10 protein-coding genes and 1 pseudogene are annotated in these 16223 nt (G+C 71.2%); 7 read left to right on the plus strand and 4 right to left on the minus strand.

Annotation, left to right across the window (positions count from 1 at the left end):
* Positions 1-31: 31 nt before the first annotated feature.
* Positions 32-2917 (minus strand): leucine--tRNA ligase, encoded by a 2886-nt coding sequence (gene leuS, locus C6A87_RS29005; protein ID WP_396836959.1) that lies wholly within the window; start codon positions 2915-2917, stop codon positions 32-34.
* A 176-nt stretch (positions 2918-3093) separates the two neighbouring features.
* Here leuS and C6A87_RS29010 point away from each other — a divergent pair, with 176 nt between their 5' ends.
* Both C6A87_RS29010 and C6A87_RS29015 read left to right on the plus strand, forming a co-directional pair.
* Positions 3094-4038 carry an LpqN/LpqT family lipoprotein gene (locus C6A87_RS29010; RefSeq protein ID WP_311115383.1) on the plus strand — a complete coding sequence of 315 codons (945 nt, stop codon included), beginning with the start codon at positions 3094-3096 and terminating at the stop codon, positions 4036-4038.
* Between the two features lie 74 nt (positions 4039-4112).
* On the plus strand, positions 4113-4490 hold the full coding sequence (locus tag C6A87_RS29015; RefSeq protein ID WP_311115384.1) for a hypothetical protein: 378 nt from the start codon (positions 4113-4115) through the stop codon (positions 4488-4490).
* A 2-nt stretch (positions 4491-4492) separates the two neighbouring features.
* Here C6A87_RS29015 and C6A87_RS29020 read toward each other — a convergent pair whose 3' ends face one another.
* Positions 4493-5098, minus strand: a complete 606-nt coding sequence (locus C6A87_RS29020) for a YqgE/AlgH family protein (RefSeq protein WP_311115385.1) — start codon at positions 5096-5098, stop codon at positions 4493-4495.
* 162 nt (positions 5099-5260) lie between these two features.
* On the opposite strand from C6A87_RS29020, the gene C6A87_RS29025 reads away from it, so the two are divergent.
* Both C6A87_RS29025 and C6A87_RS29030 read left to right on the plus strand, forming a co-directional pair.
* A complete protein-coding gene (locus tag C6A87_RS29025) occupies positions 5261-6541 on the plus strand; it encodes an MFS transporter (RefSeq protein WP_311115386.1) in 1281 nt (426 codons plus the stop codon).
* A gap of 5 nt (positions 6542-6546) precedes the next feature.
* The gene (locus C6A87_RS29030) at positions 6547-7338 is read left to right on the plus strand and encodes a TIGR03084 family metal-binding protein (protein ID WP_311115387.1); all 792 of its coding nucleotides are present in this window, start codon (positions 6547-6549) and stop codon (positions 7336-7338) included.
* Here C6A87_RS29030 and C6A87_RS29035 read toward each other — a convergent pair.
* Positions 7335-7835 (minus strand): FG-GAP-like repeat-containing protein, encoded by a 501-nt coding sequence (locus tag C6A87_RS29035; RefSeq protein WP_311115388.1) that lies wholly within the window; start codon positions 7833-7835, stop codon positions 7335-7337. The genes C6A87_RS29030 and C6A87_RS29035 overlap by 4 nt on opposite strands.
* Positions 7816-9324 (minus strand): CCA tRNA nucleotidyltransferase, encoded by a 1509-nt coding sequence (locus C6A87_RS29040; protein ID WP_396837139.1) that lies wholly within the window; start codon positions 9322-9324, stop codon positions 7816-7818. Before C6A87_RS29040 ends, C6A87_RS29035 begins: the two co-directional genes overlap by 20 nt.
* Before the next feature lie 112 nt (positions 9325-9436).
* On the opposite strand from C6A87_RS29040, the gene C6A87_RS29045 reads away from it, so the two are divergent.
* From C6A87_RS29045 to murJ, 3 genes and pseudogenes are all read left to right on the plus strand, one after another.
* Positions 9437-10231: an NUDIX hydrolase gene (locus C6A87_RS29045; protein WP_311115390.1), complete on the plus strand. Its 795-nt coding sequence runs from the start codon at positions 9437-9439 to the stop codon at positions 10229-10231.
* Positions 10213-12656: pseudogene (locus tag C6A87_RS29050) on the plus strand (DUF6049 family protein). Before C6A87_RS29045 ends, C6A87_RS29050 begins: the two are co-directional and overlap by 19 nt.
* Positions 12649-16173: a murein biosynthesis integral membrane protein MurJ gene (gene murJ / locus C6A87_RS29055; protein WP_311115391.1), complete on the plus strand. Its 3525-nt coding sequence runs from the start codon at positions 12649-12651 to the stop codon at positions 16171-16173. The pseudogene C6A87_RS29050 and the gene murJ overlap by 8 nt, the downstream one beginning before the upstream one ends.
* Positions 16174-16223: the final 50 nt, after the last annotated feature.

The raw sequence follows: 16223 nt of genomic DNA on the forward strand, positions 1-16223 counted from the left end.
ACTACGCCTCACACGCCCCGGACGGAATAGGTCAGACCACGACGTTGACCAACCGGCCGGCCACCACGATGACCTTCTTCGGGGTCTTGCCGGCCAGGAACGCGACCACCTTCTCGTCGGCCAGGGCGGCCGCCTCGACCGCATCGGCAGGCGCGTCGGCCGCGACGGTGACGCGCCCGCGAACCTTGCCGTTGACCTGCACCGGGTACTCGACGGTGTCCTCGACCAGGTAGCGCTCATCGGGCGTCGGGAACGGACCGTGCGCCAGCGAACGGTCGTGACCCAGCCGGCTCCACAACTCCTCGGCCAGATGCGGTGCCAGCGGGGCCACCATCAGCACCAACGGCTCCAGCGCCGCCCGCGCCGTCACCGAATTCTTGGTCAGGTGGTTGGTGTACTCGATGAGCTTGGCCGCCGCCGTGTTGTTGCGCAGTCCCGCGTAGTCCTCGGCGGCCCCGGCGATGGTGCGGTGCAGCAACCGCAGGGTGGCCTCGTCGAGCTCGTCCTCGGTCACCACGGTCTGCCCGGTCTCCTCGGACACCACCAGCCGCCACACCCGCTGCAGGAATCGGTGGGCGCCGACGACGTCCTTGGTCGCCCACGGGCGCGACGCCTCCAGCGGGCCCATCGACATCTCGTAGACGCGCAGCGTGTCCGCGCCGTAGTCGGTGCAGATCTCGTCCGGCGACACCGAGTTCTTCAGGCTCTTGCCGATCTTGCCGAACTCCTGGTTGACCTCAACTTCCCCGTCCGGGCCCGGCCAGTAGAACCTGCCGTCCCGTTCCACCACCTCGGCCGCAGGCACATAGGTGCCCCGGGAGTCGGTGTAGGCGAACGCCTGGATGTAGCCCTGGTTGACCAATCGCCGGTACGGCTCCCGGGAGCTGACGTGCCCGAGGTCATAGAGCACCTTGTGCCAGAACCGCGAGTAGAGCAGATGCAGCACGGCGTGCTCCACCCCGCCGACGTAGAGGTCGACACCACCCGGGTCGTTCGGGCCGTGCTCGGCCGGCCGCGGACCCATCCAGTACGCCTCGTTCTCCTTGGCGCACATGGCTTCTTCGTTGTGCGGGTCGGTGTAGCGCAGCTCGTACCAGGAGCTGCCCGCCCACTGCGGCATCACGTTGGTGTCGCGGGTGTACTTCTTGAGCCCGTCGCCGAGGTCCAGCTCGACGCTCACCCAGTCGGTCACCTTGGCCAGCGGCGGGGACGGCTCGCTGTCGGCGTCCTCGGGGTCGAACAGCACCGGCGAGTAGTCCGGCACGTCGGGAAGCTCGACGGGCAGCATCTGGGCGGGCAGTCCGTGCGCGCGGCCGTCCTCGTCGTAGACGATCGGGAACGGCTCGCCCCAGTAGCGCTGGCGGGCGAAAAGCCAGTCCCGCAACTTGTATTCCACCCGCGCCCGGCCACGACCGTCGGCGGCCAGCCGTTCGGTCATCGCGGCTTTGGCACTCGCCACGTCCATACCGTCGAGGAAGCCCGAGTTCACCAAGGGCCCGTCACCGGTGTAGGCCTCCTGCGAAACATCTCCTCCGGCAACGACTTCGACGATCGGCAGGCCGAACTCGGTCGCGAAGTCCCAGTCCCGCTGGTCGCCGCCGGGCACCGCCATGATCGCGCCGGTGCCGTATCCGGCCAGCACGTAATCGGCGATGAACACCGGAACCTGTTGCCCGTTGGCCGGATTCGTCGCATAGGCGCCGACGAACACGCCGGTCTTCGACTTGTTCTCCTGCCGCTCCAGGTCGGACTTGGCCGCGATCGAGGACCGGTAGGCCGCGACCGCCTCACGCGGGGTCGCCGCCCCGAACGTCCACCGCTCGTCGACACCGGCCGGCCATTCGTCGGCGACCAGTCGGTCCACCAGGTCGTGCTCGGGGGCCAGCACCATGTACGTCGCGCCGAAGAGGGTGTCGGGACGGGTGGTGAACACCTCGATGTCGCCCGCATCGGTGGCGAACTGGACCGAGGCGCCGGTGGAGCGCCCGATCCAGTTGCGCTGCATGGCCTTGACCTTGTCCGGCCAGTCCAGGACCTCCAGGTCGTCCAGCAACCTGTCGGAGTACGCAGTGATGCGCATCATCCACTGCCGCAACCGCTTCCGGAACACCGGGAAGTTGCCGCGCTCGCTGCGCCCGTCGGCGGTGACCTCTTCGTTGGCCAGCACCGTGCCCAGGCCCGGGCACCAGTTGACCACCGAGTCGGACAGGTAGACCAGCCGGTGGGAGTCCACGACGTCGGCGCGGGCGGCGGCGTCCAGGTCGGCCCACGTGCGGCCGTCGCCGACCTCCCGGGTGCTGTCCTCGAACTCGGCGATCAGTTCCGCGATGGGGCGGGCCTTGTTCGCCGCCGGGTCGAACCACGCGTTGAAGATCTGCAGGAAGATCCACTGCGTCCACTTGTAGTAGTCGACGTCGGTGGTCGAGAAGCTGCGCCGCGAATCGTGGCCGAGACCCAGCCGGCCCAGCTGGCGGCGGAAGTTGACGATGTTGGCCTCGGTGCGCGTGCGCGGATGCGTGCCGGTCTGGATCGCGTACTGCTCGGCCGGCAGACCGAAGGCGTCGAAGCCCAACGCGTGCAGCACATTCCGGCCGGTCATCCGGAAGTACCTGGCGTACACGTCGGTCGCGATGTAGCCGAGCGGGTGCCCGACGTGCAGGCCGTCGCCCGACGGGTACGGGAACATGTCCTGGACGAACATCTTGTCGGCGGGCACCTGGCCGCCGTCCGCCGGGGCCAGCGAGCCGACCGGGTTGTCGACGTTGAACGTGCCGTCCTGTGACCACCGCTGCTGCCACGCCTGTTCGATCGCACCCGCCAGTTCCGCGGTGTAGCGGTGCCGGGGAGTGTCGTCGGCGACAGCCTGCGCGGCCGCCTGTGCGCGCGGGGGCTGTGTTCCGGTCGGCGTTTCAGTCACCCCACCAGGGTATAAGCACCCGCTTCCCGGATTTCCCGGCCACGGGTTGGTCTCGGTTCCGTTGCGGATGCATCAGAGGTTGGTCCCAGGTCAGTTCCAGCCCTGGTGGCTGCTGGACATCGATGGATACATTGCTGGCCTGACGAACCTCGAAGCGTTGGGAAGGATTGCACTCGATGAGCGAAATCGCCCGTCCCTGGCGGGTTCTGGCAGGTGGCATCGGTGCCTGCGCCGCCGGCATCGCCGGGGTGCTGAGCATCACCGCCGCCACGGCGTCGGCCCAGCCGGGCCTCCCGCAGCCCCCGCTGCCCGCCCCTGCCACAGTGACGCAGACCGTCACGGTTACGCCCAACGCCGCGCCACAACTCATCCCGCGCCCCGGTGTGACGCCTGCCACCGGCGGCGCCGCGGCCGTGCCCGCCGGGGTGAGCGCCCCGGCAGCCCCCGCGCTGCCCGCCCGCCCGGTGTCCACCATCGCCCCGGCCGCCTCGGGCACGCTCAGCGAGTTCTTCGCCGCCAAGGGCGTCGCGATGGAGCCGCAGTCCAGCCGCGACTTCCGCGCCCTCAACATCGTGCTGCCGAAGCCGCGGGGCTGGGAGCACATTCCGGACCCGAACGTGCCGGACGCGTTCGCGGTGCTGGCCGATCGCGTCGGCGGCAACGGCCTGTACTCGTCGAACGCCCAGGTGGTCGTCTACAAGCTGGTCGGCGAGTTCGATCCGAAGGAGGCGATCAGCCACGGCTTCGTCGACAGCCAGAAGCTGCCGGCGTGGCGTTCCACCGACGCGTCGCTGGCCGACTTCGGCGGTATGCCGTCCTCGCTGATCGAGGGCACCTACCGCGAGAACAACATGACGCTGAACACGTCCCGGCGCCACGTCATCGCCACCGCCGGACCCGACCGCTACCTGGTGTCCCTGTCGGTCACCACCAGCGTCGACCAGGTCGTCGCCGCCGCGGACGCGACCGAGGCGATCGTCAACGGCTTCCGGGTCGGCGTGCCCGGTCCCGCCCCGGTCGCACCGCCTGCCCCCGGCGCCCCCGGTGTGCCGCTGGCCGCCGCACCGCCCCCCGCTCCCGCCGTGGCGCCCGCGCCGCAGCTGCTGGGACTGCAGGGATAGACGTCGCCGTCCCCCGGGCGAAGCCTGGCGCCCGGGGGACGACGGCCCCTTTTCCACCCCGTATTCTGAAGCCCATGTTCGTCGCCGCGGTGTTGAGTCTGTGCGCGGCGGTGGTGACCGCGGCGCTGGGCGCATGGTCGCTGATGCGCCGCCCGTCCACCGACTACGTCCAGCAGGTGTTGCGCGCCGTGGCCCCCACCCAGTTGGCCGCCGCGGTGATGCTCGGTGCGGGCGCGGTGGTGGCGTTGTCGGCCACGGCGCCGATGGCGGCGGTCATCCTGGCCGTCTGCGTGGCCGGCGCGATCGGCACCGTCGCGGCGGGCTGCTGGCAAGCGGCCACGGCCGTCGCACGGCGCAACGCCCAGCAGGCGGCGGTCACCGGCGGTGGCTGCGGCAGTGGCGGCAGCGGTGGCAGTGGCTGCGGCACCTGCACGCTGTCCTGCGACCGTTGAGGCTAGTTGCGGCTGAGGTCGATCGGATGCGTCGCCAGCAGGGACAACGGCAGCGGCTGACGACGCAGGATCCGGGCCCACAGATCCACGTGCGGTTCGACCAGCACGTCAGAAGGTAACGCCGACAACACGATCCAGTCGTCACGCTCGATCTCGCCCTCGAGCTGACCGATGGTCCAGCCCGAGTAGCCGGCGAAGATCCGCACCCCTTCGACCGCCGGGGCGATCGAGTCCGGGTCGGCGTCGAGGTCGACCATCGCCACCCGGCCCTGCACGTGCCGCAGCCCGGGCACCGCACCTGGGTCCACCCCCACCCGCACCGTGGCCAGACACAGTGCGGCATCACGTTTGACCGGGCCGCCGATGTACATCGACTTCGGCTTGGCGGCCAGCTTCGTCCACTGCGGCAGCACGTTGTGCACCGCGGTCTCACTGGCCCGGTTCAGCACCACACCGAGTGTCCCGCCGTCGTTGTGCTCGACCACATAGATGACACTGCGCCGGAAGGTCGGCTCCAGCAGATCGGTGTTGGCCAGCAGCAGCGTGCCCGCGCGGACCCGGTGTGCCGCAGGTGCGACGAAGTCCTCCGGATCTTCGGGTTGCGCCATCGGACCATCATGTCACCACCGCCACGTGATCGTGGCCGACAGCACACCCCAGACCGACATTTGTACTGTGGGTCGGGTCGCTCGACGAGCACGCACGCGAAGAGCCGACACCTCTGCTGTCCGACCCGACCCAACCCGACCCGCCAACAGGATGTGACATCCGTGCCCCACGACCGCGCATCCCGCACGTTGTGGCGTTCGGTGCGGGCCCTCCCCCAGTTCCGCAGGCTGCTCGAGCTGCGTGCGGTCAGCCAGTTCGGGGACGGCCTGTTCCAGGCCGGGATCGCCGGCGCGATCCTGTTCAACCCGGAACGCGAGGCGGAACCGTGGGCGATCGCGGCCGCATTCGCCGCGCTGTTCCTGCCGTACTCGCTGCTCGGCCCGTTCGCCGGTGCGCTGCTGGACCGCTGGGACCGGCGCCTGGTGCTCATCGGCGCCAACACCGGCAGGCTGGTGGTCATTCTCGTGGTCGGAACGCTGCTGGCCAGCGGGCATTCCGACATCCCAATCCTGTTGAGCGCGTTGGTCGCCAACGGTTTCACCCGGTTCGTGTCCTCGGGGCTGAGCGCGGCGCTGCCCCACGTCGTGCCGCGCGACCAGGTGATCGCGATGAACTCGGTGGCCACCGCCACCACGTCCGTCGCGGCGTTCGCCGGGGCGATCTTCATGCTGCTGCCGCGTTGGTGGTTCGGGGCCGGGGACTCCGGCGGGGCGGTCGTCATCTTCCTGGTGATGCTGCCCGTCGCGGTCGCGCTGTGGCTGTCGATGCGCTTCCCGCCCCGACTACTCGGCCCCGACGAGAGCGCACTCACCGTGTCCGGCTCGGTGATCTACGCGGTGGCCACCGGGTGGCTGCACGCCGCGCGCACGGCCTGGGCCGTCCCGTCCGTCGCCGCAACGCTGTCGGGCCTGGCCGCCCACCGGATGGCGTTCGGCATCAACACCCTGCTCGTGCTTGTGATGGTGCGCCACACCGAGACCGCGACCGTCGCCGGTTTCGGGACGACCGTACTGTTCGTCACCGCCGGCGGCGCCGGCCAGTTCCTGGCGACGGTGTTCACCCCCGCGCTGGTCAAGAGGTGGGGCCGCTACGCCGCCCCCAACGGCGCGCTGGCGTTCGCCGCGGTCGTGCAGTTGTTCGGCGCGACGCTGCACCTACCGGTCATGATCGTGTGCGGGTTCCTGCTCGGTGCGGCCGGTCAGGTCGTGAAGCTGTGCGCGGACACCGCGATGCAGATGGACGTCGCCGACTCGCTGCGCGGACACCTTTTCGCGGTGCAGGATTCGCTGTTCTGGGTGGCGTTCATCCTGGCGATCTCGGCGGCCGCGTTCGTGATTCCGCCCGACGGCCGTTCGGTCGGCCTGGCGGTCGCCGGGGCCGGGCTCTACCTGACCGGGCTGGCCGTGCACGCGGTGCTGGGCCGGCGCGCGCGGCTAGGGTGACCCGCATGCCCGGAGCTGCCCCGATCGTCAGCGACCTGCGCGCCGAGAGCGACGAGCTCGACGCGCTGGTGGCCCCGCTGGCGCCCGGGCAGTGGGCGCTGGCCACGCCCGCCCCCGGGTGGACGATCGCCCACCAGATCGGGCATCTGCTGTGGACCGACCGGATGTCGCTGCTGGCGGTCACCGACGAGCCCGGCTTCGCGGAGGTCCTCACGCAGGCGTCGTCGCATCCGACCTCGCTCGTCGACGGCGGCGCCGCGCAACTGGCCGACCTGCCGCCGGCGCAGCTGCTCGAGGACTGGCGCCGCACCCGCACCGCGCTGCACGACGCGCTGCTGACCGTCGCCGACGGCCGCAAGTTGCCGTGGTTCGGGCCGCCGATGAGTGCGGCGTCGATGGCCACCGCGCGGCTGATGGAGACGTGGGCGCACGGGCTCGACGTCGCCGACACCCTGGGGGTGACGCGGGCACCGACGGCGCGGCTGCGCTCGATCGCCCACATCGGCGTGCGGACCCGCGACTTCGCGTTCGGCGTGCACGGCCTCACGCCGCCGACGGAACTGTTCCACGTGAAACTATCCGCGCCTGCCGGTGCCGGGGAGCCGCACTGGACGTGGGGACCCGAGGACGCCGCACAGCGAGTGACGGGGTCGGCGGAGCACTTCTGCGTACTCGTCACCCAGCGCCGCCCTCGCTCGGCACTCGACGTCGTCGCGGTCGGCGCCGACGCCGAGAAGTGGCTGACCATCGCCCAGGCCTTCGCCGGTCCGCCCGGCGCAGGCCGGAACTCGGGCTAGAGGTACTCGGCGGAATCGGCGGTGCCGCTGTCGTCGGCGTCGGCGAGCCGGACGTCCCACCGGCCGTCCCGGTCGGTGTCCACCCACGCCTGCCCCGCACCGAACGCCCGGTCGGCCAGCCCGTCACCGTCGGTGTCGGTGACGCGCTCCGGCGTGCCGTCCCCGTCCAGGTCGGCGGGCGCCGCACCCGCCGGGTGCTCCACGCCGTCCAGACCGAACCAGCGCAGCGCAGCGCCGCCGCGCTCGGCGGCCACCGTCCACGTGCCGGTGCCGTCGTCGGTGAAGAAGGCCTCGGCGACACCGTCCCCGTCGAGATCCCTGCCGGCCAGTTCGGCGGCGCCGTCGCCGTCGAGGTCGGCCAGCAGGTCGTCGGTCAGCCCGTCGCCGTCGAGATCCAGCCCGACCGAATCCAGCACCCCGTCGCCGTCCAGATCGTGGTCCGCACCCGCGGTCCACCACGTCGCCGACCCGTCGGACTCACCCAGGCAGTACTCCATACCTGATCAGACGCTCGGGCCAGGCCTTCTCGTTCCACCACCGCAGCAATTCGGCCACTGCCTCGTCGTGGTCGAGCGGGCCGCGTTCCATCCGCAGCTCTTTGAGGTAGTTCCACGCCTGCCCGACCTGCGGGCCCGGCGGGATGCCCAGGATCGTCATGATCTCGTTGCCGTCGATGTCCGGACGGACCCGGGCCAGATCCTCCTTGGCCGCCAGTTCCTCGATGCGCCGCTCGAGGTCGTCGTAGTTGGCCTGCAGCCGCGCCGCGCGCCGCTTGTTGCGGGTGGTGCAGTCGGCGCGCACCAGCTTGTGCAGCCGGCTCAACAACGGGCTGGCGTCGGTGACGTAGCGCCGCACCGCCGAGTCGGTCCACCGGCCGTCCCCGTACCCGTGGAACCGCAGGTGCAGGTACACCAGCTGGGACACGTCGGAGATCATCTGCTTCGAGTACTTCAGTTCGCGCATCCGCTTGCGCGCCATCTTGGCCCCGACCACCTCGTGGTGGTGGAAGCTCACGCCCCCGTCGGGTTCGTGCTTGCGGGTGGCCGGCTTCCCGATGTCGTGCAGCAGCGCCGCCCACCGCAGGACCAGGTCCGGCCCGCCTTCGACACTCCCCCGGTCGCTGCGCTCCTGCCCTCCGGCCCCTTCCAGGTCTATCGCCTGCCGCAGCACGGTCAGTGAATGCTGGTAGACGTCCTTGTGCTGGTGGTGCTCGTCGATGGCCATCCGCATCGCGCCGACCTCGGGCAGCACCACCTCGCCGAGGCCGGTCTGCACCATCAGGTCCACCCCGGCGACCGGGTCGGCGCCCAGCAGCATCTTGTCCAGTTCCGCGGCCACCCGCTCGGCGGTGATCCGGCCCAGCTGCGGCGCCATCTCCTCCAGCGCCTGCCGGACCCGCGGCGCCACGTCGAAGCCGAGCTGCGACACGAACCTGGCCGCACGCAGCATCCGCAGCGGATCGTCGCCGAACGACACCTCCGGGGCGGAGGGCGTGTCGAGCAGCTTGCGACGCAGCGCGGACAGGCCGTCCAGCGGGTCGAGGAACTCGGCGGCGCCGTCGGCGGTGACGCGGACCGCCATCGCGTTGACCGTGAAATCGCGGCGCACCAGATCGTCGGCGAGGTTGTCGCCGTAGTGCACCTCGGGGTTGCGTGACACCTGGTCATAGGTGTCGGCGCGGAACGTGGTGATCTCCAGCCGGTCCTGATTGCCCGGGGGGCCCTTGGCCACGCCCACCGTGCCGAAGTCGATGCCGGTGTCCCACAGCGCGTCGCCCCAGCCCCGCAGAAAGCGCAGCATCTCGTCGGGCCGGGCATCGGTGGTGAAGTCCAGATCCGCGCCGAGCCGGCCGAGCAGCGCGTCGCGCACGCTGCCGCCGACCAGATACAGCTGGTGGCCGTTGTCGGCGAACACCTTGCCGACGTCGCGCAGCACCGCGGCGTGGGCATTCAGCGCTACCTGCGCAGCGGCCAGCAGCTGGGCCAGGTCATCGTCGGCGGTGGGGTCGGACACGTCCGATGAGCCTACTGGTCACAGCGATGTCACCGTCCGGCGAGTGCGGCGAGGACCGCTGTTCATGCCAGCTACTATCGCTTGGGTGTCGGACGGCGAGCAGGCCAAACCACGACGGCGCCGCGGGCGTCGCCGGGGCCGACGCGCGGCAGGTCCCCCCGAAGCCGGAGCAGAGCAGAACCAGAACCGTCGTCAGCAGCCCGCTCCGAGCGCCGTCACCGGCCAATCCGGTCAGCCGGAGCAGCCCCCCAAACCGCAGAAGACCAAGACTCGGCGGCCGCCGGAACGGTTGCGCACCGTGCACGAGACGTCCGCGGGCGGCCTGGTCATCGACGGTATCGACGGCCCCAAGGACGACCAGGTGGCAGCGCTGATCGGCCGCATCGACCGGCGCGGCCGGATGCTGTGGTCACTGCCCAAGGGCCACATCGAGCGCGGTGAGACCGCCGAGCAGACCGCGATCCGGGAGGTCGCCGAGGAGACCGGCATCCAGGGCAGCGTGCTGGCCGCCCTCGGCAGCATCGACTACTGGTTCGTCACCGAGGGCAGGCGCGTGCACAAGACGGTGCACCACTACCTGATGCGGTTCTCCGGCGGTGAACTCTCCGACGAGGACGTCGAGGTCACCGAGGTGGCCTGGGTACCGGTGAAGGAACTGCCGTCCCGGCTGGCCTACGCCGACGAACGCCGGTTGGCCGAGGTCGCCGACGAACTGATCGACAAACTGCGCACCGACGGGCCCGGTGCGCTCCCGCCGTTGCCGCACTCCGCACCGCGCCGCCGCGGGCAGACGCACTCCCACACCCGGCGCCGCCGACCTGACCCCACCGCTCAACCCCAGCCCGGCCGGCGGACGAACGGATGCGGTCAAGGATCGTGACCGGGCCCGCCTGGCTCGCACGTCTGCTCGTCGCGGTCCTCGCACTGCTGCTGGCCGTCGCACCGGCCGCCACCTTCTCTCCCGTCGCCACCGCCCAGCCATCCGCTGCGGCGTTCCTGCGCATACAGATCGACACCGTCTCCCCCGACGTCGTGACCACCACCAGCGACCCGATGGTCACGGTCACCGGCACCATCAGCAATGTCGGTGACCGGTCCGTGCGCGACGTGGTGGTGCGGCTCGAGCACGCCCCGGCGGCCACCTCCTCGAGCACGCTGCGCACCGACCTGGCCGGCAACGTCGACCAGTACCAGCCCGTCGCCGATTTCATCACCGCCGCACCGGAACTTGCTCGCGGAGAACAGGTTCCGTTCCGACTGGCCTATCCGCTGCGCTCCACCGAGCAGCCGTCGCTGCGCATCGACGAACCCGGCGTGTACCCGCTGATGATCAACGTCAACGGCACCCCCGACTACGGCGCCCCGGCCCGCCTCGACGACTCGCGCTTCCTGTTGCCGGTGCTCGGGGTGCCGCCCGAGAGCGAATCCGACACCGCCGGCGACGCGGTGGACTCCGCGGTCCCGCCGGACACCACCCGCCCCGTCGGGCTCACGATGTTCTGGCCGCTGGTCGACCGTCCCCGACTGGCCGCGGGCGCTCCCGGCGGCACCGCCCCGGTCCGGCTGATCGACGACGAGCTGGCCGGCTCGCTGGCCCGCGGCGGACGCCTCGACACCCTGCTGAGCGCCATCGACTTCGCCACCGGGCCCGAGGTCGATCCCGGCGGTGAGGTGGCGCGCACGGTGTGCCTGGCCGTCGACCCGGATCTGCTGGTCACCGTCAACGCGATGACCACCGGCTACGTCGTCAACGACGCCGCCGACGCCGGACCCGGCACCCCCACCCATCCCGGCACCGGACAGCAGGCCGCGGTGGACTGGCTCACCCGGCTCAAGGCGCTGGCCCAGCGGATGTGCGTGGCCCCCACGGTGTACGCACAGGCCGACCTCGACGCGCTCCAGCGCGTCGCCGACCCCGGCCTGTCGACGATCGCCACCACCGGCGCCGCCGGGATCGTCGACCAGATCCTCGGGGTGGTCTCCAACCACCAGGTCAGCCTCATCGGCGACGGACCGCTGACCGGCCCGGCGATCCAGCTGCTGGCCGGCCGCGGACCCACGGTGGCGATCGGCGCCGCGCACCTCGCCGGGCCCGGTGACTCGGCCGACGGCACCACCGTCGGCACCGCGGACACCGCACCGCTGCGCTACACACCCGGCGTGGTCGCCGCCCCGTTCGACCCTGCGGTCGGCGCCGCGCTGGCCGCGATGGGCCCCACACCGAAGGCGCCGTCCTACCTGGACCCGGCGCTGGACATCGCCGTCGAACAGGACTCCGAGGTCGCCCGGCGCCAGGACGCGCTCGGCGCGATGCTGTGGCGCAGTCTGGACCCTGGCATCGAGCCGCGCGCCCAGATCGTGATGCCGCCGCTGATGTGGAACGTGACCCCCACCGACGCGCAGGCCGTGCTGTCGGCGGTGGCCACCAGCATCCGGGCCGGGCTCGCGGTGCCGCGTCCGCTGGCCGCGCTGGTCAACGAGGTCAGGGCCACCGCGCGCGACTCCCCGATGCCGTCTGGCCAGCTGGGTAACCCGCGCGGACGGTTCGACGACGGGGTGGTGTCGGGGATCTCGGCGGTGACCGGCGGCTGTGGGGCTTCACCGCGGCGCTGACCACCGACGAACGCACCGGCCTCACCGGAAACCAGTACACCGCCCCGCTACGCGAGGACCTGCTGCGTGCACTGAGCCTTTCGGTGCCGCCGGACGCGCGCAGCGGGCTCGCCCAGCAGCGGCTCACCCGGGTGGGGCGCACGGTCGAGGATCTGTTCAACGCCGTCACGATTGTCAACCCCGGCGGCTCCTACACGCTGGCGACCGAGCGCAGCCCGATCCCGCTGGCGCTGCGCAACAACCTGCCGGTGCCGATCCGGGTGCGCCTGGACATCGACGCGCCACCGGGCATGACGGTCACCGACATGGGCGAGATCGTGCTGCCGCCGGGCTTCCTGCCGCTCAAGGTGCCGATCGAGGTGCACTTCACCCAGCGGGTCGCCGTCGATGTCACGCTGCGCACCGTCGACGGGCTGCCGCTGGGTGAGCCCGTGCGGCTGTCCGTGCACTCCAACGCCTACGGCAAGGTCTTGTTCATCATCACGCTGACCGGAGGCGCGGTGTTGGTCCTGCTGGTCGGGCGCCGGCTGTGGCACCGCTTCCGCGGCCAGCCCGACCGTGCCGACCTGGAGGCCGACCCGACCCGGCCCGACCCGGTCGACGTGGCGCTCGCCTACCGCGACGACGGTGCGCCCGCCACGAGCCCGGCGGGCCGGCCCGCCCGCACCTCCCCCGGAGGCGACGATGCGTAACACCGGACCGCACCGACCCCCACCGGCTCAACCGGCACAGCGGGCCGTCCGCGCCGAACTGTCCGACTCCGCGGTGGTGTCCCGGTCCTGGGGCATGGCGGTGGCCACCTTGGTCAGCCGTCTCACCGGGTTCGCCCGCATCGTGCTGCTCGCGGCGATCCTCGGCGCGGCGCTGTCCAGTGCGTTCACCGTCGCCAATCAGCTGCCCAACCTGATCGCGGCGCTGGTGCTGGAGGCGACCTTCACCGCGATCTTCGTCCCGGTGCTGGCGCGCGCCGAGCGCGACGACCCCGACGGTGGCACCGCGTTCGTCCGAAGGCTTCTCACGCTCGCCACCACGCTGCTGCTGGCGGTCACCGTGGTCTCGACGCTGGCCGCGCCGCTGCTGGTGGACCTGATGCTGGGCTCGGAACCGCTGGTGAACCGGCCGCTGACCACCGCGTTCGCGTTCCTGCTGCTCCCCCAGATCATCTTCTACGGCCTGTCCTCGGTGTTCATGGCGATCCTGAACACCCGCAACATCTTCGGGCCGCCGGCCTGGGCGCCGGTGGTCAACAACGTCGTCGCGATCCTCACTCTCGCGCTGTATGTGCTTGTGCCGGGCGAACTCTCGATCAACCCGGTCGAGATGGGCAACGCCAAGCTGCTGGTGCTCGGGATCGGCACCACGCTCGGTGTGGTCGCCCAGGCCACGGTGCTGTTCGTCGCGCTCAGACGCGAGCGCATCAGCCTGCGGCCGTTGTGGGGCATCGACGACCGCTTGAAGAAATTCGGGATGATGGCGCTGGCGATGGTGCTCTACGTCCTGGTCAGCCAGATCGGGCTGATCGTCGGCAACCAGGTCGCCAGCGCCGCCTCGGCCTCCGGCCCCGCGATCTACAACTACACGTGGCTGGTACTGCAACTGCCGTTCGGCATCATCGGGGTCACCGTGCTGACCGTGGTGATGCCCCGGCTGTCGCGCAACGCCGCCGCCGACGACGGGCCCGCGGTGCTGGCCGACCTGTCGCTGGCCACCCGGCTGACCATGCTGACGCTGATCCCGATCGTCGCGATGATGACCGTCGGTGGGCCCGCGATCGGCAGCGCGCTGTTCGCCTACGGCAACTTCGGCGCCGTCAACGCCGGCTACCTCGGCATGGCGATCACGCTGTCGGCGTTCACACTCATCCCCTACGCGCTGGTGCTGCTGCAGCTGCGGGTGTTCTACGCCCGCCAGGAGCCGTGGACGCCGATCGTGCTCATCCTGGTGATCACCGCGGTGAAGATCGCGGCGTCGCTGGCCGCCCCGCACCTGACCGACGACCCGGACATCGTCGCCGGCTACCTCGGCCTGGCCAACGGGCTCGGCTTCCTGGCAGGCGCAATCGTCGGCCACCTGTTGCTGCGGGCCCGCCTGAACCCACCGCGTGGGCGCCTGCTGAGCACCGGGGTGCTGCGCACGATCCTGGTCACCATCACCGCGTCACTGGCCGCGGGCCTGATCGCGCACGTGGTGGACCAGCTGGCCGGGCTGGAGAGTCTGACCGCGCACTGGGGCGCGGCCGGCTCACTGCTGCGCCTGCTGGCGCTCGGGCTGGTCATGGTGCCGATCATCGTCGGGGTGATGATCGCCGCCGGTGTCCCGGACGCGGTGGCCGCGCTCGCCGTGCTGCGGCGCCGGTTCGGTACCGGCAAGCCGACGGTGGCCGCCGGAGCGCTCACGTACCCTGATCCCAGTAATCAGTCCTCGTCACGCCAACGTCAGCTTCCCAGGTCGGCGGCCCGAGGGTCGGCGGCCGAAGCAGCCGACGGGAGGCGGAAAGGATTCGCGGTGAGCGACAAACCCACCAGCGGTTCCCAGGCGGACCATGACTCCCAGCGTGACTCCCAGCACGACGCCCTGGCCACCACACGGATCGAGCGGCCGTCCCCCGACGACTTTCAGCCTGACGTGGCGGAACCGGCCGCGACCGCTGTGCCGCCCGCCGGGGACGCCGCCACCACGGCGATCCCGTCCGGACCGGATCCGGTGCGCGAACCCACCGACGGAACGACCCCGCCCGACGACGTCCACCTGGTTCCCGGCGCGACCGTCGTCGACGGCCGGTACCGGTTGCTCGTGTTCCACGGCGGGCCGGCACGGCTGCAGTTCTGGCAAGCCCTCGACACCGCGCTGGACCGCCAGGTCGCGCTCACCTTCGTCGACCCGGACGGCACCCTGACCGAACGGCAGGTGCAGGAGATCCTCGACCGCACCCAGCGGCTGAGCCGCATCGACATGCCCGGGGTGGCCCGGGTGCTCGACGTCAGCCGCTACGGGCACGGCGGCCTGGTGGTCTCCGAGTGGATCCGCGGCGGCTCGCTGGCGGAGGTCGCGGACACCAATCCGTCCCCGATCGGCGGTGCGCGCGCCATCCAGTCGCTGGCCGCCGCGGCCGAGGTGGCCCACCGCAACGGGGTCGCCCTGTCCATCGACCACCCGGGCCGCATCCGGGTCAGCATCGACGGGGACGTCGCGCTCGCGTTCCCGGCCACCATGCCCGACGCATCCCCCGACGACGACATCCGCGGCATCGGGGCCTCGCTGTACGCGCTGCTGGTGGACCGCTGGCCGCTGCCCGAGACCGGGGCGCCCAGCGGCCTGGAGCCCGCCGACCTCGACGCCGGCGGTCAACCCGTCGAACCCAAGGTCGTCGACCGCGACATCCCGTTCCAGATCTCGGCCGCCGCCGCGCGCGCAGTCGAAGAGGGCGGCGGCATCCGCAGCGCACCGACCCTGCTCAACCTGCTCCAGCAGGCCACCGCGATCGCCGACCGCACCGACCACATCGCCCCCGTCGACGAGCCTGCGGCCGGCACCGGCGACGGCGACTCGGCACCCGATCCAGAGGCCGAGGCCCGGCGCCGCAAGGGCCTCATCGTCGGGCTGAGCGCGGCCGGCGTGATCGCGATCGTGGCGGTGATCCTGCTGGGCACCGCGCTGAGCCGCATCTTCGGCGATGTCGGCAACGGACTCGGCGGCGACGAGCTCGGCCTCAACACCCCGCCGTCGTCGTCATCCGAGTCGGCCCCGACCCAGAGCGGTTCTGTCGTCGAACCCGTTGCGGTGAGCGTGTTCTCGCCCGAGGGTGAGGCCGACGCACCCGATGAGGCCGACCTCGCGATCGACGGAGACACGTCCACGGCGTGGCCCATCGACACCTACAGCGACGCCGTGCCGTTCCCGAACTTCAAGAACGGCGTCGGGCTGATGCTGCAGTTGCCGGAGCCGACCGAGCTGAGCTCGGTCACGGTGAACCTGAACAGCACCGGGACATCGGTGCAGATCCGGTCGGCCACCTCGGCGACGCCGTCCTCGCTGGACGCCACCACCGCGATGACCGATCCCACCCCGCTCAAGCCCGGCTCCAACACCATCGAGATCTCCGACGCCGAACCGACCGAGTACGTGCTGGTGTGGGTGTCCACCCTGGGCCAGGTCAATGGGCAGAGCCGCTCGGACATCGCGGAGATCACCCTCAACGGCACGTCCTGAGTCCAGCGCCGAAACTGGTGTCGGACCCTCCCCGCCGCGCCGATTAGTGT

This window comes from Mycobacterium sp. ITM-2016-00317 (assembly GCF_002968295.1).
In the GTDB taxonomy this organism is placed as follows: domain Bacteria; phylum Actinomycetota; class Actinomycetes; order Mycobacteriales; family Mycobacteriaceae; genus Mycobacterium.